This window comes from Flavobacterium sp. 9AF (genome assembly GCF_902506265.1).
Classification (GTDB): Bacteria; Bacteroidota; Bacteroidia; order Flavobacteriales; family Flavobacteriaceae; genus Flavobacterium.
In genome coordinates this window covers 648,388-674,732 of record NZ_LR733556.1, presented here as the reverse complement: position 1 = coordinate 674,732, position 26,345 = coordinate 648,388, and the positions used below count along the sequence as shown (strand labels likewise).

Annotated in this window: 13 protein-coding genes and 1 pseudogene; 3 read left to right on the top strand and 11 right to left on the bottom strand. The window is 32.0% G+C overall.

The window, feature by feature from the left end; genetic code table 11:
- The 3 genes from HALO113_RS03190 to lgt form a co-directional block, all read right to left on the bottom strand.
- Nucleotides 1-8,679 carry a type I polyketide synthase gene (locus HALO113_RS03190; RefSeq protein WP_159777639.1) on the bottom strand — a complete coding sequence of 2,893 codons (8,679 nt, stop codon included), beginning with the start codon at nucleotides 8,677-8,679 and terminating at the stop codon, nucleotides 1-3.
- A 44-nt stretch (nucleotides 8,680-8,723) separates the two neighbouring features.
- Nucleotides 8,724-15,278, bottom strand: coding sequence for a type I polyketide synthase (locus tag HALO113_RS03185; RefSeq protein WP_159777638.1), 6,555 nt, complete (start codon nucleotides 15,276-15,278; stop codon nucleotides 8,724-8,726).
- A 521-nt stretch (nucleotides 15,279-15,799) separates the two neighbouring features.
- Entirely contained in the window at nucleotides 15,800-16,636 is an 837-nt protein-coding gene (lgt, locus tag HALO113_RS03180; RefSeq protein ID WP_159777637.1) for a prolipoprotein diacylglyceryl transferase, read from the bottom strand.
- Between the two features lie 1,117 nt (nucleotides 16,637-17,753).
- On the opposite strand from lgt, the gene HALO113_RS03175 reads away from it, so the two are divergent.
- Genes HALO113_RS03175 through HALO113_RS03165 form a run of 3 tightly spaced genes read left to right on the top strand, consistent with a single transcriptional unit; the run spans nucleotide 17,754 to nucleotide 19,580 of the window.
- On the top strand, nucleotides 17,754-18,173 hold the full coding sequence (locus HALO113_RS03175; RefSeq protein WP_159777636.1) for a hypothetical protein: 420 nt from the start codon (nucleotides 17,754-17,756) through the stop codon (nucleotides 18,171-18,173).
- 12 nt (nucleotides 18,174-18,185) lie between these two features.
- Nucleotides 18,186-18,851 carry a 4'-phosphopantetheinyl transferase superfamily protein gene (locus HALO113_RS03170; protein ID WP_159777635.1) on the top strand — a complete coding sequence of 222 codons (666 nt, stop codon included), beginning with the start codon at nucleotides 18,186-18,188 and terminating at the stop codon, nucleotides 18,849-18,851.
- 3 nt (nucleotides 18,852-18,854) lie between these two features.
- On the top strand, nucleotides 18,855-19,580 hold the full coding sequence (locus HALO113_RS03165; protein WP_159777634.1) for a thioesterase II family protein: 726 nt from the start codon (nucleotides 18,855-18,857) through the stop codon (nucleotides 19,578-19,580).
- A 160-nt stretch (nucleotides 19,581-19,740) separates the two neighbouring features.
- Here the strand turns inward: HALO113_RS03165 and HALO113_RS03160 are convergent, their stop codons facing one another.
- From HALO113_RS03160 to HALO113_RS03125, 8 genes and pseudogenes are all read right to left on the bottom strand, one after another.
- A complete protein-coding gene (locus HALO113_RS03160; RefSeq protein WP_236554583.1) occupies nucleotides 19,741-19,920 on the bottom strand; it encodes a hypothetical protein in 180 nt (59 codons plus the stop codon).
- 672 nt (nucleotides 19,921-20,592) lie between these two features.
- Nucleotides 20,593-20,864 (bottom strand): annotated as a pseudogene (locus HALO113_RS03155) (helix-turn-helix domain-containing protein).
- 89 nt (nucleotides 20,865-20,953) lie between these two features.
- Nucleotides 20,954-21,802: an RteC domain-containing protein gene (locus HALO113_RS03150; protein WP_159777633.1), complete on the bottom strand. Its 849-nt coding sequence runs from the start codon at nucleotides 21,800-21,802 to the stop codon at nucleotides 20,954-20,956.
- 85 nt (nucleotides 21,803-21,887) lie between these two features.
- A complete protein-coding gene (locus HALO113_RS03145; RefSeq protein WP_159777632.1) occupies nucleotides 21,888-22,793 on the bottom strand; it encodes an alpha/beta hydrolase fold domain-containing protein in 906 nt (301 codons plus the stop codon).
- Between the two features lie 41 nt (nucleotides 22,794-22,834).
- Nucleotides 22,835-23,917: an alkene reductase gene (locus tag HALO113_RS03140; RefSeq protein WP_159777631.1), complete on the bottom strand. Its 1,083-nt coding sequence runs from the start codon at nucleotides 23,915-23,917 to the stop codon at nucleotides 22,835-22,837.
- 23 nt (nucleotides 23,918-23,940) lie between these two features.
- Nucleotides 23,941-24,834, bottom strand: a complete 894-nt coding sequence (locus tag HALO113_RS03135; protein WP_159777630.1) for an NAD(P)H-binding protein — start codon at nucleotides 24,832-24,834, stop codon at nucleotides 23,941-23,943.
- 100 nt (nucleotides 24,835-24,934) lie between these two features.
- The gene (locus HALO113_RS03130) at nucleotides 24,935-25,705 is read right to left on the bottom strand and encodes an SDR family oxidoreductase (protein ID WP_159777629.1); all 771 of its coding nucleotides are present in this window, start codon (nucleotides 25,703-25,705) and stop codon (nucleotides 24,935-24,937) included.
- Between the two features lie 41 nt (nucleotides 25,706-25,746).
- Nucleotides 25,747-26,286 carry an SRPBCC family protein gene (locus HALO113_RS03125; RefSeq protein ID WP_159777628.1) on the bottom strand — a complete coding sequence of 180 codons (540 nt, stop codon included), beginning with the start codon at nucleotides 26,284-26,286 and terminating at the stop codon, nucleotides 25,747-25,749.
- Nucleotides 26,287-26,345 lie beyond the last annotated feature (59 nt).

The following is a 26,345-nucleotide window of genomic DNA, read 5'->3' as shown; positions in this document are numbered from 1 at the left end:
TTATAATTCAATTTTTTGATAAACTTTAGAAGTATCTAGTAAATTTAATTTTGTCATTTCTATGTATTCTGAAATCAAAGCTATGTTTGTTAATTCAAATAATAGCCTCATTTCAATATCTACTTCAATTATTTTCCTAATTTCAGAAATAAGTTTTACGGCTAAAAGCGAGTGTCCACCCAACTCAAAAAAATCGTCATAAATACCTACTCTTTGAACATTTAACAGCTCTTTCCAAATATTTACCAACTTTTCTTCTAAATCATTTCTCGGTCCTACATATTCATTTTGAGATGAGATTTTTATATCTAAATTTTGTAATACATTCCTATTAATCTTTCCATTAGCAGTCAATGGAATTTCAGGAATAATATGAAAAAATCCAGGAATCATGTATGAGGGAAGAACCATTTTTAATTGTGAACGGAGTGCCTTGACATCTAACTTTTCCCCTTCACTGACCACTATGCAGGCCACGAGCGCGTCATTTTCATCATTTTTCACACAGACAACTACACCCTGTTCGACTTGTGGCATCTGGTTAAGTATAATCTCTATTTCCTCTATTTCTATTCTATGACCATTTACCTTTACTTGTAAATCTGCACGCTCAATATATTCAATTTCGTCATTGCTGTCATAACGCACTAAGTCGCCTGTTCTATATAAAAAAGTGTGGTAACCACTGAATGGATTTTTTATAAATTTTTCCTCGGTTAAATCTGGCCTGTTTATATATCCAGCCGTAACACCTTTTCCTCCAATATATAATTCTCCTAACATTCCTTCTGATACAGGATTGAGAAAAGAGTCAAGAATATAAAATTGTGTATTGTCAATAGGTGAACCAAGAGTAATCTTAGCTGCCTGTTTGTCTATTTTTTTAACGGATGACCATACTGTTGTTTCTGTTGGTCCGTACATATTGAAAATTTCTGCTTCAGATACAGCATTTATTTTTTTTATCAACTCCAAGGGAAGCTTTTCTCCCCCCAACATAATTTTTTTAAGCGATTTTAATTCATTCCTAGTATTATCGTCATTTATCAAAATACGCATTAATGAAGGTGTACATTGTAAATGAGATACTTTATTTTTTATAATATTTTCAACAATGCTGTAAATTTTATTTGCTCGTGCTTCAGGTAATGGATTACTATTTTCCAGTTCATTTAAACTTGTTAAAGAATCCATAGATGGAGTAGCCAAATTTTTTATATTATTCTCTTGCAAAACAACTTTAAATCCATTGGTTAAAGTCCATATCAATTCTAAAACAGCTATATCAAAAGAAATTGTGGTTACAGCAAGTAGTGTTCCTGGATCAGAACCAAGCGAAGTATTCATTCCATTGCAAAAATTAACAACATTCCCATGAGTAATTAATGTTCCTTTTGGTCTACCTGTACTACCTGATGTATATATTACATATGCCAAATCATCAGAATACACAGTGATACTATTTTGTTCATAAGACTGTTTTGCAATGTTTCTAGATTCTTGATCTAAATCAATTACAATTCCACTGAATTCACCAAATAACTTAAAGTGGTTATTTTCTGTAATAAGATAAGAGATATTAGAATCTGAAGTGATAAAATTTAACCTGTCTACAGGGAAATCAGGATCAAGCGGAACATAAGCTGCACCTGATTTAAGCACAGCTAGAATAGATATCACCATGTTAAAAGATCTTTCAGTACAAATTCCAACCAATTCACCTTTTTTAACTCCCTTGGATATCAAGTAAGCAGCAAACTGATTTACTCTGCAATCCAATTCAGAATAACTAAGCTCTTCATCTCCATCAACCAATGCAATTGCTGTTGCATTTCTATCAACTTGTTCTTCAATAAGTGTATTAATACCTTTTTCTGGTAATTCAATATTATTACCGATCCATTTTTTCAGAATCGTATCCTCAGTCACTTTGTTGTGCATAGAAACTGTTGATATAAGCTGATCTGGATTATCTAAAAATGCACGCATCAAGTTTACATATTGTTCTTGCATTCTAACAATAGTACTTTCGTTAAACAACTTATAATTATATTTAAAAACACCAGCAATGCCGTTGTTATTCTCAATCAATTCAAGCGTGATGTCAAATTGTCCTTCTTGCTGAGGCATATTAAACGGGCTAAGTTCTAATTCACCCCACTTCACATTATCTCCTTCCATAAGTGCAATAATTTCTTCAAACTTTTGAGGCTTTTGTAGACTAAACATACTTTGAAAAATTGGGGTTTGCCCTGCTTCTCTTTTTGGATTTAATTTTTTAACAATTAAAGGGAAAGGGAAATCCTGATTAGAAAGCACATCAAGTACAGTCTGTTTTACTTTTCCTAAATACTCCCTGAATGAAAGAATATTAGATGGTTTTGTTCTAACAACAGTCATATTTATAAAGTCTCCTACAAGTCCAGCAAATTCCATTTTACTACGACCTGAAACTGGTGAGCCTATAATAATATCTTCAGTATTAGTATATCTGTAAAGTAGTATTTTAAACAAGGTTAAAGTTGACATGAAAAGTGTAGCTGATTCTTTTTTAGAAAATTCCTTGAGTTTTTCTACTAGATCTTTATCAATATCAAATCTATAAGTTGCTCCTACATTTTGAGTTGTTAAACTCCTTGGATAATCAACAGGTAAATTTAAAACAGGAAGTTCTCCTTCCAACTGTTTCTTCCAAAATTGCCATAATCTATCAGCTTCATTACTTAATAGCATTTCATCTTGCCAAGAAACAAAATCAAAATAACTGAAAATCTTTTCCGTTAGATTGGTTTCTTTATTTATGCAAAGTGATGAATAAACTTCCTTCAACTCATCGAGCAATACCCATAATGACCAACCATCACAACATATGTGATGCAATGTAAGCAACATGACAAATGAACCTTTTCCTTCATCAAACATATCAACTCTTAAAAGAGGATCGTTTTCTAAATTAAATGGTATTTCATAAGCAGATTTAACCTGTTCGTACAATTTCTCATTGTCCCAATTACTTGCATCAATGAGATTAAAACTGAATGATTTTTTTTGTCCTAAAGGGCGCAAAGTTTGATGAATTCCTGTTTCAGATATACTAAATGAAATTCGCAATGTTTCATGACGATTAACAATAATCTCAATTGCTTCTTTCCATTTATCCAAGTTCAAACCATTTATAATCCTTGTTGTAAAAGCTACATTGTAAGCAGAACTTGAAGGATTCATTTGATACAGAGTCCATAAGGATTCTTGACCAGCACTTAATCTATAATTTTTTTCAGAAGATAATTCTTGATGTTTTGCTTCAACTGTAATAGTTTCAATTTTGTTATTTAGACGTTCAGCAATGATAATAGCCAATTCATTGATACTAGGACCTTGTATTAAATCAACCATACTAAGGATTACCTTAAGGTTAGCTTCTATCTTATTTTTAAGTTCAATAGCCATCATTGAATCTAGTCCATATTCGGCAAGAGAAATATGTGTACTTATATCTCCCTTATCTAGTCTCAATAATACACTTATTTTTTGAATCAAATATTTTTCAATTTCTAAAATTGTGGCTTCCTGATTGCCATTGAATTCATTTAAAAAATCAATCCATACAGAGTTATCATCCCTTATCGGATTAATAAATTCAATCACTTCATTAAAAAATGGCATATTTGCTGATGAAGGAAATAAAGTTGTCCACGATGGCCAATCGACTGGCAATACAGCTAACCTACCAAGAGATGAATTCCAAACCAACTCAAGTACACTCATCCCTTGACTTGGCGAAATAAGATTCATTAACTTATAACTTGATTTTTGATTTTTTAAAGCTTCATTTACAAGGCCAGTATCAGACCATGCGCCCCAGTTAATACTTAATGTTTTTAATCCACGGTTAGCTCTAGACAAAGCAAGTGCGTCCATAAAACTATTAGCAGCTGCATAAATATTTAAACCTGGTGAAGGAAGTATTGCTGATGCTGAAGAATACATAATAAAGAAGTCCAGATCATTATTGAAAATTTTATCCAGATTAATTGCTCCTAAAATTTTTGGGCTAAGTTGCTCCATTGCCTCTTGATTATTCGATTCTCCAAAAGGCGTATAACTTACATTTCCTGCTGCATGTATAACTCCTTTAATAGGGGGAAAAGAGGCAGAACAATATTCATCATACCAAGTTGAGATTTTTTTTTCGTCCGCTACATCAAGTTTTAATATTTCAATATGAACTCCATTTAGCTCTAGTTTTTTTACTGCATTTATTTTATTACCAATCTTTGAAAGGGAATCTATATCTTTCCATTTATTTCGAGAAGGCAAGCCATTTCTACTTGTAAGAATAAGTCTTCTTGCCCCCATTTTAACCATCCATTCAGCGGTCAGAAGGCCTAAATCTCCAAGACCACCTGTAATCATATATGTGGCATCTTTTCGAAATTTTAGTTCGTTTGAAGGAGGAGTAATTTTTGCTTTTCTCAAGCGAGGAACTTGTATAGAATTTTCACCAATAAGAATTTGTTTTTCCTTTTGTTCACGATAAATAAGAGAAAGAATTTGCTCAAAATTAAATTTTTCTGAATTAGAATTTTCAACATCAATAATACCTCCCCAAATTTTTTCATTTTCAAACTCAAGTGATTTGACAAAACCCCATAAACTGGCATGTAGTAATTTTTCTTCAGGAGAGTAGCTCCATGCTCCATGGGTAATCACCCATAACTTTATTGCTTCACCATTATAATCAGTAATTGTTTTTATAATGGTTTCAATTTCCTGAATAATTAAATAAATTTCATTAAGGCAATCTGATGATTCTCCAATTATATTTTGTGGGAAATAAATAATTTTTTGATTATTTTCAATACATGTTTTAAGTCCTTCTATTTCTTCAATAACAGTCGCATTTAGTCCATGTTGATTTACTGATGAAAATAATTTAGCCCCTAGTATTTTAGTACGATCGAATATAAGCCATGAATCTTTTTGTTCTATTGCTTCAGAGATTATATCCATATCGATCCATTCTACTTCATGAATCCATTGTTCTATTTTTATTTCATTTGATTGACTACCAATAAATTCAAATTCTACATTAGTAGTCTCCGCAACCAATTCGACTGCAGAGTTAAACACCTGAACATCACCTATAAGTTTTCTATTAATTGCATCGTTATTTAATATCTTCGCATAACTCCAAAACGCATCGCCTGATAAATGATCATGTATTTTTACAGCACCTATTCCTTTCCCAACGAAAGCACTTTCCTTTGTTCCTTCAATTCCAGCAGCAAGCAGTTGCCCACATATATCCATTAATGCAGGATGCGAATGATAATCTTTCATTTGACCAAGTATATCAACTGGAGTTTTACTAAACGAAAGTATTTCATCTTTACCAATCCAAATTTCTGAAACGCCTTTAAAAGTATTCTCCCAATGGTTTCCAGATTTGTACCAATCAGCATAAAAAGCAGCACCCGACAACTGTCTTAAGGACCTCTTTTTTATTGCTTCTATATCAAGAGTTACACTTTGTTTAGTATCTTCTTTTGTAATTGCCATTCCACTCATCCTGAATACCCATTCAGAGTCTTTCTCTTTTCTAAAAGTTCTACTATAAATGCTGAAATGAAAATTATTATCTTCTTTTTTTACTTGGATTTGAAGTTCATAAATTTCTTCATCTTTCAGAATAAAGACTTTTTCAAATTTAATCGTATGAAGTTCAATATGTTTCTGGCTGCTAAGTTCTTTTACTGCCGATACAGCCATTTCTGTATAACATGCCGCTGGAAAAATAATTGTGTTTTCTATTTTGTGATCGCACAGATATGATATTGATTTTAGATTAAATTGCTGTTCCCAGATATATGTATTTATACTCCCTGCAAGTTTTCTTTTACTTCCCAAAAGAGGGTGTTCATTCGGTTTATTATGTATAGCAATTTCTTTCTCTATGTTATTCTCCAGCCAGTATCTTTTGGTTTGAAAAGGGTATGTTGGAATACTTATTTTTGAATTTTTAGAATGTTGATAAAAATTCTGCCAAAAAACATTAGCTCCATTAACATATAATTGAGCTAAAGCAAAAAGAATATTTTCATTGTCGTTTCTATTTTTTTTAAGGCTTGAAATTACTAAAGATGTTTTTTGATCAACTTTTGTTTTTGAAAGGCCACTTAAAACTGTGTCTGCACCAATTTCAAGGAATACATTTGCTCCTAAGCTTATAAGCGTTTCTAGACCGTTCTTAAATTTTACGGTTTTAATTACATGATCTACCCAATAATCGGAAGTACTCATTTCATTTGTGATAATCTTCCCTGTTACGGATGAAATAATTTGTATTGCAGAGGTGTTATAAGTAATTGTTTTGCAAAGTTTGCTAAATTCCTCAATCATAGGTTCCATTAAGGAAGAATGAAATGCATGTGAAACATTAAGTTCTTTCATTTTAATTTGCTCTCCATGAATTGAAATGATTTCATCGATCTGTTTTGCATCGCCAGAAAGCACAACATTATCATCAGCGTTTATTGCTGCGATAGAAACTTGTTCAAATTTGTCTATGATTATTCTTGTTTGCCCTTCATTCGCTACAATTGAAATCATTTTACCAGGATTTTTCAATCCGTTCATTAATTTTCCTCTTGCTGTAATCAGTTTTAATGCATCTTGCAAACTAAAAATTCCACTATAGCAAGCCGCTGCATACTCACCGATGCTATGTCCTAGAACATAATTAGGTTTAATTCCCCAATATTCCCATAATTTAGTTAGAGCATATTCTATAATGAAAATTGCGGGTTGAGCCCATTCCGTTTTATTTAGATCTTGTTTAATATCGTCTCCTAGCAACAGATCTAAAAACGAAAATTCAATCTCTTTATCTATATACTCTATACATTCATCAACAGCTGCTTTAAAAACAGGTTGGCTATGATAAAGTTCTTTACCCATTCCAGAATATTGTGTTCCTTGACCACTAAATAAAAATGATGTAATTAACTTTATGCTTTCTGGGAATAGTCCAGAAATTACCATACTCTCATTTTTAGGATTTTGGAGTTGATCTAACTGAACAAAACAATCTGATGTTGAAGACGCAATTATTGCTAATCTTTTTGCAAAGTGAGATCGCCCAATTCCTGTAGTATATGAAAAATCAGAAAGTGATATTTGACTATTAGCTTTAAGGAATGTTTTATATCTAGTTGCTATATCTAGCAAGCTTTTATCTGTTTTAGCGGATAAAAAAACAATATGTTTTTTTGAAGAATCTTCCGAGTTGTCTATTTTGGTTTTATACTCTTCAAGTATCACATGAGCGTTTGTACCACTAAAGCCAAATGCACTAATACCAACAGCCATAGGTTTATCAACTATATCATACTTAATTGTCTCTATGGGAACTTTCACAAAATCCATCCATTCAATATGTGGATTAGGGGTTTTAAAATTAAGATTGGCAGGAATACATCTATTCTTTAAGGAAAGAACAGCCTTTATAAAAGAAGTTATTCCTGAGGCTGATTCTAAGTGTCCAACATTCGTTTTTACCGAACCAATATGTAGAGTGTTTTTATTTATTCTGTCTTTACCATAAACTTTATTTATAGCTTCTATTTCAATAGGGTCTCCAAGAGGTGTACCAGTACCGTGAGTTTCAATATAATCAATTTCAGAAGGGGTCATATTTGCTTTTAACAAGGCACTTTTTAGAACCTCCTGCTGAGCTAAACCGTTAGGGGCAATTAATCCATTACTTTTTCCATCTTGATTGAGAGCTGAACCTTTAATAATAGCAAGGATATTATCTCCGTCTCTTTCTGCATCTTTTAATCTTTTTAACAAAACAACACCACAGCCCTCACTTCGAACAAATCCATTAGCATTAGCATCAAATGAACGACATTCCCCTTCAGGAGAAAGAGCTCCCATTTTCGAAAAAATTATATGTGCATTTGGTTGTAACATTAAGTTAACTCCTCCTGCAATAGCCAAATCCGATTCGCCGTTATGCAAACTGCTACAAGCTAAATGTACAGCTACAAGTGAAGAAGAACATGCAGTGTCGAGTGCAAGATTAGGGCCCTTTAAATCGAAGGTATAAGATATTCTTCCTGCTGCTGTACACGGAGTATTTCCAGTAACATCATAAACATCCATTAAATGATATTGCTTTGTTGCTGCTCTTTGCTGCATATATTCAGGTGAAGCTATTCCTATAAAGACACTAGATGATGAGCCCTTTAACTTGTCTGTAGGTATACCTGCAGATTCTATTGCTTGAAAAGTGGTTTGAAGAAGTATCCGTTGTTGAGGATCCAGCGCTTCTGCTTCAATAGGAGAAATCCCAAAAAAATGTGCATCAAATAAATCGACATTATTAATAAAACCTCCCTTTCGAACGCACATTTTTCCTGCAACAGAAAGATTTTCGTCATAAAAATCATCAACATTCCATCTATCAGATGGAATATCAACGATTCCACTCTTTTTATCTAGCAATAATTGCCAAAAATCTTCAGTATTGTTCACTTCACCTGGTAATTTGCAGGCCATACCAATTACAGCAATAGGTCCATCATTTTCCTTTAACTTCTGAACTTCATTTTTTAGCTTTTTAATTACACTCAATGATTGTTTGAGTTTTTCAGTTAGTTGTTCCTTTTCCATACTTGTGTTGCTTATTTCTTAATTGGTTGCAGTGTCTAATTTTATTAGAGATTATTTAGTTCTCGGTCCAGTTCTTCAAGCAATTCTGAATCAGACATCTCCTCAATTAAAAGATCAATTTCTTTATCAGAGTTCATAATTACTTTTTCTTCAGTTGAAAACAATTCCGTTTTGATGTTTAACTCATTTAATAAATACTGAGCTAAAAGATGAATTTTTGGATAATTCCAAAACGTAGTAATAGAGATTTGAATACCAATTAATTTTTGCAATTTATTTCTAAATTGAATAGCCATAAGTGAATCTAATCCAAGATTAACGAAAGGAAGGTCTTTATCAATTTTTCCTGGATTAGCTTTAAGAATTGCTCCTAAAATTTCTTGAAGTTCGACTTCCATCATTAAGACAGATTCGTCAAATGAAGCAGATTCTTTGAGCATTTGCACAAAACTATTTTCAGTGATTATCTGTTTAGAATTTGCAAGATTATCAAGAAGTTTATCAACTACATAAGAAGGATTATTCTCTACCCATTTGGCATGGTCAAAATTAAATACATTTACATCCGTTAATTGGTTTGTTAATACCAATTCAATAGCTTCAATATATTCATTTACTTTAAAGCTAGAGATACCTTCTTGTTCAAGTCGGCTACCACGGATATCCTGTTCAGCAGCAAGACCAATGTCTGCAATTGGTCCCCAATTGATACAGTTAACAGCAAGTTTGAGTGATTGTCTTTCTTTTGACAAAGCATCCATAAAAGCATTACCTGCTACATAATTTGCTTGTCCCATAGAACCAATTGTTGATGCTACTGAAGAGAAAAGAACAAAATATCTTAAGTTATCATTCAATGTAGCATTATGAAGATTCAACGCTCCATGAATCTTTACATCTATCGGTTTTCTAAATGTTTCAACAGTTAATTTTGCAATTGAACTATCAGATAAAGATCCAGCTGCATGAAAGACACCTTTTAGTTCGGGCATTGATAATCTTATTTTATTCAAGATTAAATCTACATCTGAAGTATTACTTATATCTCCATTAAGAACTAAGATATTCTTTTTTCTTGCAATCAACTTATTAATTTCTTTTTGTCTTGCATCACTAGGTTTATTTCTTCCAACAAGCACGATATTAACAGCTCCTTTTTCACACATCCATTCTGCAAGAGCAAAACCTAATCCACCCATTCCCCCGGTAATCAAATAAGTTTCATTTTCTGAAAACATTGTTTTGGCTGGTTCTACCATCAACAATGGATCATTTAAATCGAAAACAATTTTACCAACATGCTGTCCTTTAGCCATCATATTAAAACCTTCTAACATAGCAGAGGCTGGAAAAACAGTTTTTGGAATTGCTGCGTAATGTCCATTTTCAAAATGCTCCATTACACTATCAAGATGCCCTCTAACCAAATCAGGTCTTTCATTTAACATTTTATGAAGATCAAAGAAAGTATAGCTAATACTTTCTTTAAAAATATCCATCTTTAAACTACTATTCTCATAAACATCTTTTTTACCTATTTCAAGAAAACGTCCAAATCCACGAAGTAGCTTAATACTTTGAATCATTGCTTCACCTGTAAGAGAATTTAATACAACATCAATTCCTTCTCCATTTGTATAATTTCTAATCTCTTTCACAAAATCAAGAGAGTGAGAGTCCATCACATATTTTACACCCATTTTTCTCAACAGTTCTCTCTTTTCTTCAGTTCCAGCTGTAGCATAAATTTCAGCTCCTGCATTTTTAGCAATCTCAATTGCTGCTATACCAACACCTCCCGTAGCAGAATGGATAAGAACCCTTTCTCCTTTTTTAAGATTCCCATGGGCTATTAAACATGCATACGCAGTTCCATACGCCACAGCAATTGTTGCGGCATCAAGAAAATTCATATGATCAGGAATTTTTACAGCTTGTAGCGATTTACAAATTGTGTACTTTCCAAAACAATCATGTTGAGGACTCAATCCTATCACCCGATCCCCAACTTTAAGGTTGGTTACTTCTGTACCTATTCTATTAACAACCCCTGCAAATTCAATACCCAAACAAAGAAATCCTCTTGGAGAACCTGGATAAATACCCAAGGCTGACATCACATTCATAAAATTGAGGCCAACAGCTTGTACATTTACTTCAATCTCATCGTCACTTGGATTTTTTATTTCTGTTTCTCTAACTGTAATATTATCTAATAGCCCAGGTTCGTCAGTAACAAATTGGAATGAAACAGCCTCGTCTGCAGGGAGAGTTCTTAGACTAGTGTTATTTGTATCATTGAATTTCGGAATCTCGTAATGGTTAAGTCGGTGAGCAAATAAATTATTTTCCCGAATAGCTAATTCTTTTTCTTCAGAACCCAAATAAAGTATATTAGATAACAATTTGCTATCATTCTTTGGGTTGTCACTAAGATCAATTCTAGTACAATCAAATTCGGAATGCTCATGAAAAGCAACTCTCGTCATTCCAAAAAGTGGAGCTGAGAAGATATTTACTTTCTCATCGCTTATTACTTGTTGAGATCCTGAAGTAAGTACGGTTAATTTTGGAAATATTTCCCATTTTGTTTCATTTAAAGCCTGAATCAAATAAATCAATCCCATATAAATTTGTTCAGCTTCATCCCAGTTTAAATTATTTTTTGATATACCCCATAAATAAATGGCATCAGTTATTGAAATATCTTGACGATTCAATTCCAAAAAAAGTTCAAGAAAATGATTTTTTTTATTAATATTTAATTCAAAAACAAGTGATGTATTTTCTGAAAGCATGGCATATTCATCAGCTTGTCTTACCATTATGACACGATCGTTTTGTTCATTTGCACAAACAATTAGATCCTTACACACATTTTCATCGTTTTCAAAAAGCAACCATGTTTTTGGTTGTTTTGTGTTAGCTTGTTTTGTATCTGGATCAATTTTATTCCAAGCAAATTTGTAAAAAGTATCACTTACAACTCGATCATTTTCTTCTTTTAATTTTTTAAACGAGAAGCCTTCAATAATTATCAATGTGTTTCCTTCTTCATCAAAGATTTTAATATTCTTAGTGTGAACATCTGAAACAATTTCTGCTTCATTGACATTGTCAATGCGAACCCATAAAGGTTTTTCGAAATTTGCATCAGGTTTGCTATAAAAAGTTCCTATTGCTGAAGGTAAGTAAGTTTCATTGATGTCTTTTTCTTGTCTAGAAAGTGAAGCCATACAAACTTGAAAACAGGCATCTAAAATAGCGGGATGTATATGATAATACTTTGCTGATTCCTTAATTTTATCTATAGCATTGATTTTTCCAATTACCATTTCCGAATTTGCCCATATTTCTTGTACTCCACGGAACCTTTCTCCATAATAAACACCTCCATTTTCCATCATTTTATAATGTTCTTCTTTGTTGAAATGAGCTGGAAAATCAGCAAAATTTGAAGGAAAAACATTTTTAACAGATGAAAGTTCAGGTTCATTTATAAATAGCAAAGCATTCCCTTGACAATGAAATTCCCATGAAGATGTAGATGCTTCATTTGTATTCGCACTATAGATTTCAAAATGTATACAATTTTTTCGTTCTACATTTATAATTACTTGGACTACTTTCCCAATTGTGTCTAACAAAAGAGGTTGCTTAAAATTTATATCACATATTTGATGAAAACCCATTCCAAATGATTGGCGCATAGCAGCATAAATCAGCTCCAAGTATCCTGCCGCAGGAAAAATAACAGTGTCTTTAACCTGATGATCTTTCAGGTAAGGCAAAGAAGCTAAATCAATTACACTTTCCCAGTATATGATATTTTTATCATTTGCAAATTTTATCTCTCTACCTAAAAAAGGATGTATTGTTCCAGATGAATAACCAATTGTAGATGTTTCAGCACTATCAATCCAAAAACGGTCTTTTTGCCATGGATAAGTTGGAAGTTGATCATGACTAACAATTGCATTTTCATAAAATTTAGTCCAATCAACTCTAACGCTATTTTCATAAAGGTTTTTAAAACTATTAATAAATTCGTTACTTTCAGAAATATCTCTTTTAGTGCTATGAATAACATAAGAAGATACTTTGTTATACTGCTCAATTCCCTGTTCAATTAATTGGACTAGAATTGGATGCGGGCTTACTTCAACAAAAACACAATCATCTTCTATTAACAATTGTTCAACCGCTTGAGCGAATAAAACAGGTTTACGTAAGTTATCCGTCCAATATTGTGAATTAAAATCAGTTCCATCCATCATTTTATTATGAACTGTTGAATAAATTGGAACTGAACCTTTATTTGGGTTTATATTTTTAATTTCCTCTAGGAGTTTTGGTTTCAATTGATCCATCTGAGGACTGTGTGAAGCATAATCAACTTTAATTAAACGATTAAATATTTCTTTCTCATTTAATAAAGTCACAATTTCATTAATGCTTGACGAACTTCCTGAAAGCACTGTTGATCGAGGACCATTACAAGCACCAATGGCAACAAGCTCTTCATGCCCTATTATAATTTTTTGAGCTTCTTCAAAGCTTAATTCAACAAGTAGCATAGCACCTTCACCACTTACTGTTTTTGCAAGGGAGCTACGTTTACAAATTATTTCAGCGGCATTATCAAGACTAAGAATACCAGCAATATAAGCTGCAGCAACTTCACCCATACTATGTCCAACCACTACATCTGGTTTTACACCCCATGATTCCCATAACTTTGCCATTGAAACCTCAATAGCAAAAAGTATTGGCTGTATATAGTCTACTTCATTAAATCGGCTGTTGTTTTCATCTTTAGCAATTTCTTCTAGCAATGACCAATCTACAAAATGGCTTAAAGCTGCATCGCACTCGTGCATAGATTCTTTAAATACTTGTTCTTTTTTCATTAGTTCACATCCCATCCCAATCCATTGTGAACCTTGACCAGGAAATACAAAAACTATTTTTTTATCACCACCATTACTGGAAACTCCAAGATCATTCTCGATGCATTCTTTAAGGCTTTTTATCAATTCATCTTTAGATTTGCCTTTTGCAGCATACCTACACCCCAAGTGAGATCGGTGTAAAGCTACACCGGCACATAGAGCTTTCCATTCATTTTCTGTTGAAACATTAAGAGCATTAATATAATGTCCTGCTAGCACTTTGAGTGCTGGGTTGTTTGCAGCTGCTAAAGGCAATATATATTGTTCCTTTTCTTTAATAATTGGGTTATTTAAAAATTCTCTTTTTGGAGCTTCTTTTAGAATAACATTGACATTGGTGCCACTTAAACCAAATGCACTCACTGAAGCATATCTTGTTTTTTCATTAGGCAGCCATTTTATTGTAGATGTAGGTATTTGAACTGGAATATTAGCCCAGTCTATGTTTGGATTTGGAGTGTTAAAATGAAGATTGGAAGGTATCTTATTGTTTTGAAGTGCTAGTACCGATTTTATAAGTCCAGCAATACCAGCAGCAGATTCACAATGTCCTATATTAGTTTTAACAGAACCTACATACAATTTCTGATCAGATTTTCTTTCCTTAAATGCAGATACAATACCTTCCATCTCAATGGGATCACCAACTGGAGTACCTGTTCCATGTGCTTCAAAGTAATCTATATCATCAGGCCCAACCATAGCCATATCCATTGCTGTACGTATCGCTTTTGCTTGGGATTCCATTTTTGGAACTGTATACCCTTTACTGGTTCCATCATTAGTTATTGCAGATCCACTAATTACAGCTAAGATGTTATCTTTATCCTTTACAGCGTCTTCATATCTCTTCAATAATACAAGTCCTGCACCTTCAGATCTAACAAAACCATTAGCAGAGGCATCAAATGCTTTACTTCTTGAATCATCTGCCAATGCATTTAGTTCACAAAAGGCAACATGATATTTAGGCGATAAAATAAGATTTACTCCTCCCGCAATAGCAAGATTAGAATCCCCTGATAACAAACTTTGGCATGCAAGATGCACTGTTGTAAGCGATGACGAACAAGCCGTGTCCAAAGTAATACTAGGACCTTCTAAACCAAATGCAAATGATATCCTACCAGAAGCAGATGACATTTGAGTACCCGTTACAGAATAAGCATTAATAGATGTTGGGTTTGGAGAGCGAATATCTTTTTCAATATAGTCAACAATGGTCATTCCTATAAAGACACCTGTAGCACTTCCTTTCAATTTATCAGAATCAAATCCAGCGTCTTCTATAACTTCATAACCTAACTCAAGCATTAATCTTACTTGAGGGTCAAGAGATTCTGTTTCAAATGGAGATATCTTAAAGAACAGATTGTCAAACAAATCTACATCTTTTAAAAAACCACCTTGTTTTGTATACATTTTACCTTTGGTGTTTTTTTCAGGATCGTAATAACGTTCTGTATCCCAGCGTTCTTTCGGAATATCTTCTATTGCATCTACCTTGTTTTCAATGAGATTCCAAAAATCTTCTGGAGTATTTGCATTGCCTGGAAATCTGCAACTCATTCCAACAATAGCAATGTCTTTTGAATTTTTAAAATCTCCTTCAGTTAAATTATGTTTGTTTAGTCTATTCTTGTTCATGCTTGTTAAATAAATTAATTGGAAAATTTAGTTTCTTTATATCAATGCTTAAATTATATTGTTTTTCTCTTTATTTTTAATTTATATCCATTTTAACATTTGTTTTTTGCTGAGTGACAATAAATATTATAAAATAATATTTATTATTTACAAAGTTTAACATCAAATTAGGATTGTTTCATCTAAAGAATAATAGTGTAACGAAGATTTATTTTATGTTTATTTTGAATTAAAAACCAGAATAAACAATTACAACGAACTGAATGTTCATAGCTCTTCAATAAACTAAAAGTGTGTAAAAATTGAATATTTTTAAATGAGGAAGTTAGTGGTATTCTAATAATTTTTTTTTATTATGCTCCAAATATTAATTAATAATTTCATCCGTAATCTTTTCAGTACTCAAAATCAATTTCCCAAAAAGATAACATTTTTAGAAGAGGAAAGCAAAATATAATGAAGAAATATCTTAAGTTATTTTTAACACCAATAAAACCAACCTGATTCCTAAAAAAATAAGCCTACTTATTTATCTGAATCATTTTTAATTTCAAGACAATTAAAATAATCCCAGCTATTATAAATGGCAAACTCAAAATTTGCCCCATGTTTAATACCATACTATTTTCAAAGGAAACTTGATTTTCTTTAAAAAACTCAATACCTAATCTAGCTGAAAACAACATAACTAAAAAGTAACCGAAAATTAATCCCTCTGTTTTATTATTTGTTTTAGATTTAAAAAGAAAAAATAAAATAGCAAATATAGTTAAATATGAAAAAGCTTCATATAATTGTGTCGGATGCCTTGGAATCAAATCAACATCATCTCTTTGAAAAACAACACCCCAACTACCATTAGTAGGCTTTCCATAAATTTCAGAATTCATAAAATTCCCAAACCTAATAAATGCCGCTGTAACGGAACTTGCTATAACAATTCTATCAAGTAACCAAAGTAACCTAACTTTATGTTTTCTACAATATAAAAAGATCGCAATAAGTACACCTATCACACCTCCATGACTTGCCAAACCCATAAAACCAGTGAATTCGTAAGCTCCATTTATTTTCTGTATAGGTAAAAGAATTTCTATTGGGTTGTTAAAATAATAATCTGGTTGGTAAAAAAAACAATGCCCCAATCTTGCTCCTAAAATTGTTCCTAAAATAACATATCCCGAAAGAACCTCTAAATTCTGAAGAGGGACATTTTCATTTTTATATATTCGTTTCATTATTAGATATCCTACCGTTATACCTGCTGCAAAAAGCAATCCATAATATTTAATCGGAAAAGTATCCATTATCCAAAAAATTACAGGGTCAACATTCCAATTAATTATTTTACTTCCCATTTTTAATTATTTAACAAAAAATTATTCAATTATCCTACAATATAACCTGTAATAACCTATATAGATTGGTCTTTTTGTAAGTCTCCGTTTTTAATTTAAATTCAAAATTACACTTTGCGAATCTATAAAATAAAAATGAATAAAAGAATTATTGTAAATATAATATTCTTACAATTTCGCTATTTGAAATTGGAATTCCTCAACCATCTGTCAAAATTTAAAAAATTCTAGATTTTGCTTTTTTACGATGTTGATTCTTAATGCTTACTTTTTTTTAAATTACGAATACTATCATGATTAAAATTCTTGAAGTAAACTCAAAAAGAAATTAAATGATTCCTTAAAGAAACATAATTCACTCGGTTTTCGATAATAATAGTAAATTAGTTATCGTAAAAAACAATATTTAAGAGTGCTTGTTTTTTTCATTGTGTTATTTCAACGGAATTAACTTTGAAGAAAAATATACTTTTGTTTTTTTGAATTAAAGGTAAAATATAATTTTCTATTTCGATTTTTGTTATATTTGCCGACTTGAAATTCGTTTTGTATTATATTCCATTTACAAAATTAACATGCGCTTTTTTAACTGGTCTTAAAGGTTCAAATCACTTAATCAAGTAAAATTAATATTCAGTAATTATATAAAACATTTAGTTATAAAAATCATATTTGATAGAAATCGATGGTACGAAATATATCTAATAGTGAGTCAACATAAGTTAAGAACCTTTCTTACTGTCTTTTAGGGTATTTCCATGTAAGTTTTATTAATTAGAATTGGAACAGAGTTCAAAAGAGAATCAATGCAAGGATTAGGATGTTATACAGTAAATAGTTTTTGCTTTGGCCTGAAGAAAACAACTATTGCCTATAAGGAACTTCCGATAGGTCATGAAATACATTTTACAAATAATGACTTAATAAAATTAAAGAAAAGTCAATGGGATTAAACAAATCGTTACAAGAAATCAACTTACGATAATTCAATTATAAGTTATAAAAATATTAATGCAGGCTTTTGAGATTGGGGGTGATTATCCGGGGTATCGTCAAGTAAAGTCCTGATATATCTGGAAGACAGGCTTTTAAACAAAATTAATAAATATAAAAAATAATGTTTGAAGGTGATGTAGATGAATCTGAGACTGAAAAAATTAAAATTGGAATGAAAATGTCTGTTTCTATTGAAGCAATTGAAAACGAATTTTATCAAAGGAAAGTTGCTTATATAACTCGAAAAGAAAAAAAAACAAACAACCCTTTTAAATATTTGATTAACAAACAATTAAGCTTGCTTGAGAAAGAAAAATTGAAAGCAGGATATAATGCTTCGGCAACGATTATTTTACAATGCAAGAAAAATATTTTAGCTCTAAATAAAAATCTGCTTAATTTTGAGACTAAAAAACTCTATACTGAGATGGAAACTTCACCTAATAATTTCACTAAACTTTTCATTAAAAAAGGGATTTCAGATGGGATTATCATCGAGGTAATTTTACCCACTTTCCAAAACTGCACGCTTGAAAGTTAAAGATCATAACTTATGATAAATATTTATTATTCAAATATTGATGATGCATTTAAAGCCGTTTCTTATGATTTATGTTTAAACCGCTTACCATCGAATATGAGTGAAGGAATTAGGCGGTTTTATAAGGAAACTGATCGCAAATTGGGACTTCTCGGAAAAATGTTATTAACGTTTCAACTTCATCATTATAACCTTTTTGGAATATTATCTTTATCAAATATTCAATTAAATGAATATGGAAAACCTTCATTTTATTATTCTTTTGAATTTAACATTTCTCACTCAGGAAAAATAGCAATTTGTGCAGCCTGTATTGAGGGTAGTATCGGAATTGATATTGAAGAAGTTAAAGAAGTGAATATAGAAGAATACAAAGAGCAGTTTAGTTGCAATGAATGGTACATAATTACAAAAGACAAAAATCCAACGTCTAAATTTTTTGAATTTTGGACAAGAAAAGAGGCGCTCGTAAAAGCTGTAGGATTGGGAATCAGCATCTTGCACGAAATAGAGGTTATCAATGATACGATTATCTATAACAACCAAACTTACAAAGTAGAAACTATTTTTATTAATGACAAATATAAGGCAAGTATAGCATCAACTGGGAAAGAAAAAAAAATTAAAATCGAAGAAGTATTATTTGATAATATTTCTAATATAATAGATAAATTATAAAATATGGAAAGTTCTCAAAAATATAAAGTTTTGTGTTTTAGTTTTGCAGGAGGAAATCAATATTCGTTTAATGCTTTTAAAAAAATAGCTCCTGATAACATCACATTTATTACAACTGATTACCCTGGAAGAGGAGCTCGCATTGGAGAAAGACTTCTTTGGGAAGTAAATGATCTTGTAGAAGATATGTATCAACAAATTAATAACGAAATTGATTCTCCTTACATAATCTATGGTCACAGTATGGGAGGACTAATCTCCTATCTAATGGTTTTGTTGTTGAGATCGAAAGGAAAAAGACTTCCTGAAAGTCTTTTTATAACAGGATGTCGTGCACCGTCTACGTGGGATAAAATGAAGAGATTAAAAAACCTAAATTATGAAGAATTCATTATGGAATTGAAAATGTTAGGCGGTATTCCTCATGAAATTTTAAATGACAAAGATTCTATGCTTTTTTTCGAGCCAATTCTAAGAGCAGATTTTTCTATTGTTGCAACAAACGAATATAAGAAAGTGGAACCTCTTTCTGTTCCAATCAAAATAATAACTGGAACAGAAGAAGATATTAGCCAAGAAGATGCACTTAAATGGCAGGAAGAAACAACATTCCCATTAAGTTATAATCGTCTCGAAGGTGGCCATTTTTTCATCTTTGATCATCCTGAAAAAATTATAAAAGAAATGGATGAATGTTTTCAAAATGTAAATAAGATATCTTTAATCTAAATTAATATTGATTATTTATATTAAGCTAACTTGAGTTAAATATTCTGTAAATCATAGAACAGTACATGTGGACATAATATTTTACTGTAGTAACCCTAGAGATTCGGATTTGAAAAAGATATCATTTTGAAAAATTTTTAGTAGAAAGATAAACATGTTTCTATCTTTTATCATCTGTTATAGTATCAAAAGTTATTAGATTAAACATGCTCCGCATTCTACTTCCTAACCGATTACCATAAGTGTTTTCAATTTCTGTAGCTGATCGATTTGTTGTAATGTGAGTTATAGTTCTATTTTCAATAAATTGTTCATAGCGACTAATCAATATTTCTGCCATAACGTTGCAATCGTTTCCAAAGTGTTTGATTTGTTGTTCTGCACCTAAATTGTCAAAATAATATCCTGTTAATCGGAATTGTAAATTTGATTTTTGAGTATAGGGATATAATGCTTCAAAACCATTTTTAACAAACTCGAAGGAAATTTCTCGACAGGTTTTGATTTTTTAATCGTCTTTGACATACATAAACGGTTTTATTAAATGCATTAACTACCTTTTACCACATCCAATTTTACCCGACAGCAAAATCTTCTATTGAGATTTATATTTAATTTATGAGTTTGATTTTGGTCTTTTATTGCATACAAGAGAAGCTTCAGAATAGTATCTTGATCTTCAAGAAAGATTTTAATTTTTTGTTCCTAACGGATTTTACCCTGTTGCTCGAGGTAAGTGAGACACTTTGAAAAGTTGTATTGTTTAGTGTTGTTTTCGATGATGAAAGTATCGGTTATAAATAAGTTTTTCATGATGGAAAGATTTAAATTGATCTTTCTTTTGCCTTGACACAAAAGAAACAAAAAGTCAAGTCTTGGAATTTTAAGCGATCAATTTCAATCTTAAATCTTAAATGAAAAGAACTTGGCTAAAGCCTCAAACAGCTTTTCATTTTTACCAATTCTTCAAACATTTGACACTCGATTGCAAACTCTTAGGTCGCTTTTTGAGTTACACTATATTTACTTTATTTTCCTGAAGGAGTTTTTCTATATCAGTATTATTGTAATAAATGATACCACCAATTTTGGTATAAGAAAGTGTTCCGTTGATGCGGATGTTTTGGAGTGTTCCTGGAGAGATGTTTAACAGTTTACGGACTTCATTGGATTTGAACCATTGCTTTATTTATTGAGATTGGGTTGCATGAGTTCTTTTAGATCATTCAATAAAAAACTTCTGAATTCATCTAAGTCCTCGCGAGTAATTACTTCTATTGCCATAACGTATGTTTTAGATTGTTATGACACAAAATTGATTTGTTTGAAACGTTTTATTTCACAACGGAGATGGTGTTGCGAACGATTTTTAGTTAAATAATATCATCTGCGTTATCCATTCTTTTTAAAAGGGTTTCATTTAGAGATGTAATGAATTTTGTTCTTTCGCTCTTTCTAGCCCTTATTTCAAGGAATGCACGGCGATACTGTCCTAAATCAATCTCAAAAATGTGTTCAAAATATTCTGCAATATCTTTTAAGTCTGCAGCCCCATTATTGAAAACGCCTTCTGAATGCAATGCATACAATAATTCAGTTAGGGAAACTTTTGAGCCTGTCCACATCAATTTGATATTCGGTTTGCGTTGTGATTTCTCAGAATTGTCTTTATTTTCAATCATAAGTAATTGGTTTTCTAAGTATAATTGAATTAAGTCGTTTGCTAGAATTTGGGCAACTTTAAAGTCATGTGAAGTACTGAATGTTGTATCAGTTTCAAAATAATAATTATCGAGGGCAAGTTTAATGTCAAATTTACCTCTCTGGAAGTATTTATAATCAAGGTAAGTGCTCCCTGATCTGTAATATTGATAAAATTCCAATTCGTTATCGAAGAATGACTTTAACTTTAAAAGCTCGTTGTTATAATATTTTTTTAAAATTCTATTTCCCCCATTAGGTCTTTTCATTTCAATCTTATAAATCATATTAAAATAAATAAGTTTTGAAGTGAATTGGGGTTTTATTTCTTTGAAAAAATGAATTTCTTCTGTCTCTGTTTTAAATTTATATTTAGATACAATTAGCTTTAAATTATTAATAGTTTTCAAGATAATATCAATAGCATTTTCACACCGAATAAGTAGGTTGTCGATTTCTAAATCAATGAAATTTAGTTGATCTGTGAGATCGGTAATTAGTTTGGTTATTTTGGAGTTCAATCTTAAATCATTAATTAATATTAAACTTAAAAAGACCAACAGTTAACTATTGGCCTTTCTAGGTTATTTTGTTTTCTGTATTTAATCAATTGTTTGCTAATAAAAATTCTTTGATGTCACTCATAGCTTCTACTGATTCTTTTGAATCAATGTGTGAAAATAGCCATACGTGTTTTTGTCCAGCAAACTCCTTGAATTTGGATTTTTTCTGAATTGGTTTTATGTAAGAATAGAAGTTTCTTGAGTCATCGTTCAATACTTCATCTGTGCCTACCAATAGGAATACAGGAGGAAATTTTTTGAATCTGATTTCACTTGGATCAGCTTCCTTTTTGCCTGCTGCATACATTTGAGCATGACCAAATAAAAAATCTTTCTTTAAAATTGGGTCAACTGCCTGTTTGGTAGTATAGGACTGGTTGTCACATTTTAAGTCAATCCATGGTGATATCAAAGCTAATGATGCCGGAACAGGTAGGTTTGCTTTTTGAGCATCTTTGACTAAGTATATAGCTAGTCCACCACCAGCGCTGTCACCAATCACTGAAATTTTATAATTTGGATATTTTTTAGTAAGTTCTTTATAAACACCAAATACTTCATTGTTTGCTGTAGGGTAAGGATGCTCTGGAGAAAGAGAATACTCGATATAGAGAATTGATGATTTCAAAGCTGTTGCCATATGTGTGAGCATTGCGCGATAAGCATTTATGCTTCCATAAGTGTAAACTCCACCATGCAGATAAATAATTATCTGTTTTTGATTTATCAGATTTTTGTTAAACCAATATGTTTTTACGCTAGAAATTGTTTCTTCGCTAACGCTGACAGTATTATCAGGAGGGTAGGTTTTTCCTAGTGATTCATAGAACCCTCTGAATCCGTTAATTTTTTGCATGGTGCTGTCTGCAACCTTGTTTTGTGCATTTAAATTTGTGATATTTAGTTGAAATACCATCAAAGTGATTAAAATTTTGAATATATTTTTCATTTCTGTAAATTTTAAATTAATTATTATTTCTGTTTTTGGTATTATTCGTTTAAAAATGGATAATCAATATAACCCTGGTCACCACCGCCGAACATTGTTGCACGGTCTGGTTCATTAAGAGAAGCATTTAGTTCGAAGCGCCTTGGTAAATCTGGATTAGCTAAAAACATAGTTCCAAATGAAACAACTTGAGCAATACCATTTTCGATTTCAGCTTCCGCAGAAGTTTTGTCATAACCTGTATTTGCAATAACTGGTTTCTTTATCATTTTACCGAAAAGTTGCATTTCATCAATTGCTGGGTAATGCGCGGGTGAGGGAAAGTAAGGGCTTCTTCTCATTAGTTCCACATAAGCAAAATCTAACTTATTAAGCTCCATAATCAAGTGAGTATAAGTATCTACGGGGTTATCCATAACCATATCACCGTAAGGATGAAAAGGGGAAATTTTAATTCCTACTTTTTCGCCACCAACAGTACCAATAAGTTCATTCATAACTTCAATAATGAAACGTGATTTGTTCGCATAAGTCCCACCATAGTCATCAGTTCTTTGGTTAGAACTTTCTGCCAAAAATTGGTTTGGCAAATACCCATTTGCAGCGTGGAGCTCTACGCCATCAAATCCTGCATCAATAGCATTTTTTGCAGCCTGACCAAAATCCTTTACGGTTTGTTTGATTTCTTCAACAGTAATTTCTTTTGGAACTTCGTAGTCTTTCATTCCTTGAGAGGTGAAGTGTTGCATCCCATTTATTGGAAGCGAAGACGGTGCAAGCGGTAATTTTCCATTTCTATCTATCGAATGTCCAGCTCGCCCTGTGTGCCAAAGTTGTGCAATGATAAGTCCTCCTTTATCATGAACGGATTTTGTTACTTTCTTCCAAGCTTCAATCTGTTCCTCGGTAAATATTCCTGGAGTAAATGGACTACCAGTAGCCTCTTCACTAATTCGGATAGCTTCAGTAAATATTAGACCAGCACTTGCCCTTTGTGTATAATACGCAACCGTTGATTCACCAACTAATCCATTGATATCGGCACGGCTTCTTGTCATGGCTGACATTGCCATTTTGTTTTTTAAAGTCAGATTCCCTAACTGTGTTTTTTCTAATAATTTCATTTTACAATTTATTTAGTTGTTAATTAGTTGTTGTATGCATTTACATAAACCTCTTTCGCAAATTGTTCAGCAGTTGTAGGGGTTGTCGTTGAGTCATCTCTTTTTTGATAATTGAAGATGCCATTTTTAATTCCTACAGCCATTCCCAGTAGATTATCTACAAAGTCTTCTGTAAAGCCATTGCCTAAAAAAATTTGTTTAGCTTGTTCTATAGGCACCTGTACATAAGGTAATGCAGGGTTTCCTATTGCTTTTCCGATAATGGTTGTAAACTCCCTCATAGTATAATCTCTTGGTCCCATTACAGCATGAATGCTCTTACCTTTGAAATCAAGATTTACTAAATGTTCAGCCGCAATTTTTGCCACATCCCTTGTTGCAACCATAGGAATTGAGTGATCTCCATCGGCTGCAGTTCCATTGATACCTTTGCCTTTTACTAAAGGAATTGTTCTTAAGAAATTTTCCATGAAATAGGCAGAACGAATGTGCATTACATTTACGTCAGTTAACTGATTCAGTCTAACCTCCTGTTCCGCTGTTCCAGCCATCATGCCATTACCTTCGTGCATATGAGAGCCTAAACTGCTCATATTTACAATATATTTAATACCTGATTTTTCAATTGCCTCAATAAGTTTACCTGTTACTTGTCGTTGGTAATCTCTGGTATTTTCAGCTTTTACATTATCTGGCAAAATAAGAAAAGCACTGTCTGCATTTTTGAAGGCATCTGTCAGGATTTCAACATTGGTGATATCGCTTGAGATAACTTCGGCACCAAGACTATGGTATTTCTTTAATTTTTCTGTGTTTCTTGCAATCAATGTAACTTGATGCCCTTCATTTAATAGGTTTTCAGAAATTTTGCTTCCGATTGTACCTGTAGCTCCGAGTATTACTATTTTTCTTTTCATTATTGTTTAAATTTTAATGATTAATTACATTACAAAGTTGTCGTAATTGAGAGGAAAAAACTTGTATCAAATCACTGTTCTAGTTGCTAGTAATCTACAATTACCATGAAATTTCGCCGGTTAATGGATTAGTTTCCTCACTAAAAAATTTTCCAGTGGGACCATCCTGCCCAATAAGAGCATATTTAATTATACGATTTGCTGCGGTTTCTACAGTGCTAAAGCCGGTATTGTAATTGAAGTCGGTTTTAGTATAGCCAGGGTCTACCATATTTATCCGGAATGGGGTGTCTCGAAGTTCATAAGCCAAGTGTACAGCGTACATATTCATTGCAGCCTTAGATGAACCATACACCGCAAATTTAGCCGTATCATAAATTGGCCATTGAGGATCGCTTTGCTGAGTAAGTGAACCAACCGAAGAACTAACCATTACAATTCGTGGTTCTTTAGATTTCTTAAGCAAGTCTAGAAAAGCCTGTGTAACGCGCACAACACCAAAAACATTTGTTTCGTACACTTCTTTAAAAGTGTTGATTGTAGCTTGTTCCGCTGTCCATGTTTTTTCAAGGAAATTTCCAGTTTGATCTACTTTCACACCGCTTATTCCTGCATTGTTAATTAGAATATCAAGAGAGTCTAATTTTTTACCTAGTTCGGTTCTTGCATAATTTACTGAATGATCATCGGTAACGTCAATCTGAATTGCTTCAACGTTTACAAATCCTTCTGCTCTTAATTTTTCTACTGCTGTTTGACCTTTGATTACATCACAACTTCCGATATAAACAATAAATCCTTGTTGCAATAATTTTTTTGCAACTTCAAAGCCAATTCCTTTGTTGGCTCCAGTTATTAATGCTGTTTTCATTTTATCTTTTTTTTAATTTTTATTAAATTCTAGAATTGTGATTAGGCTTCCCATGTGCTGCCTTTTTCCAACCGCCCACTGTCGAGGTCATTCTTAATTATATTTAGTGCATTTTTTAGTGCTGAACGCAAAGCACTAATTAGCACCAACCTTATCATAATTTTTGCGAAGTAATTTGTCGGAACTATGCGGTAAGTCCATTCAATATTTGTTTTGTGATTTCCTAGATCTTTGAATCTCCATTCTCCCTCAAATCTTCTAACTAATGTTTTAAGTACTCTTGAAGTAAACTGCTCACTTTTATATGAAAAGGAGACAGGCGCATTTACAGTCAAAAGACTTTCTTGTGCACTTGAACCATCCTTAAAAAATACAGTTCGGTGCAAACCTGCTTTATTCCATCCTTGTTTGATACTAGTGTCAATTACAGCGGGAATAATTTTATTCCCTCGAAAAATGTGCATTATGTTGATTGGAGCAATGTAATTGAAAGCCCTGTCTATTTGCGAATTAATAGTAGTAACAAGGGTTACTTCGGGACTATTATTGAAACCTTTTGTTTCTCCATTTTTGGTTTTCATCTTATTATTTTTTTATGTTTTATCTTTATTAGTAATCAAAATTTATTATTCCCTTGTGT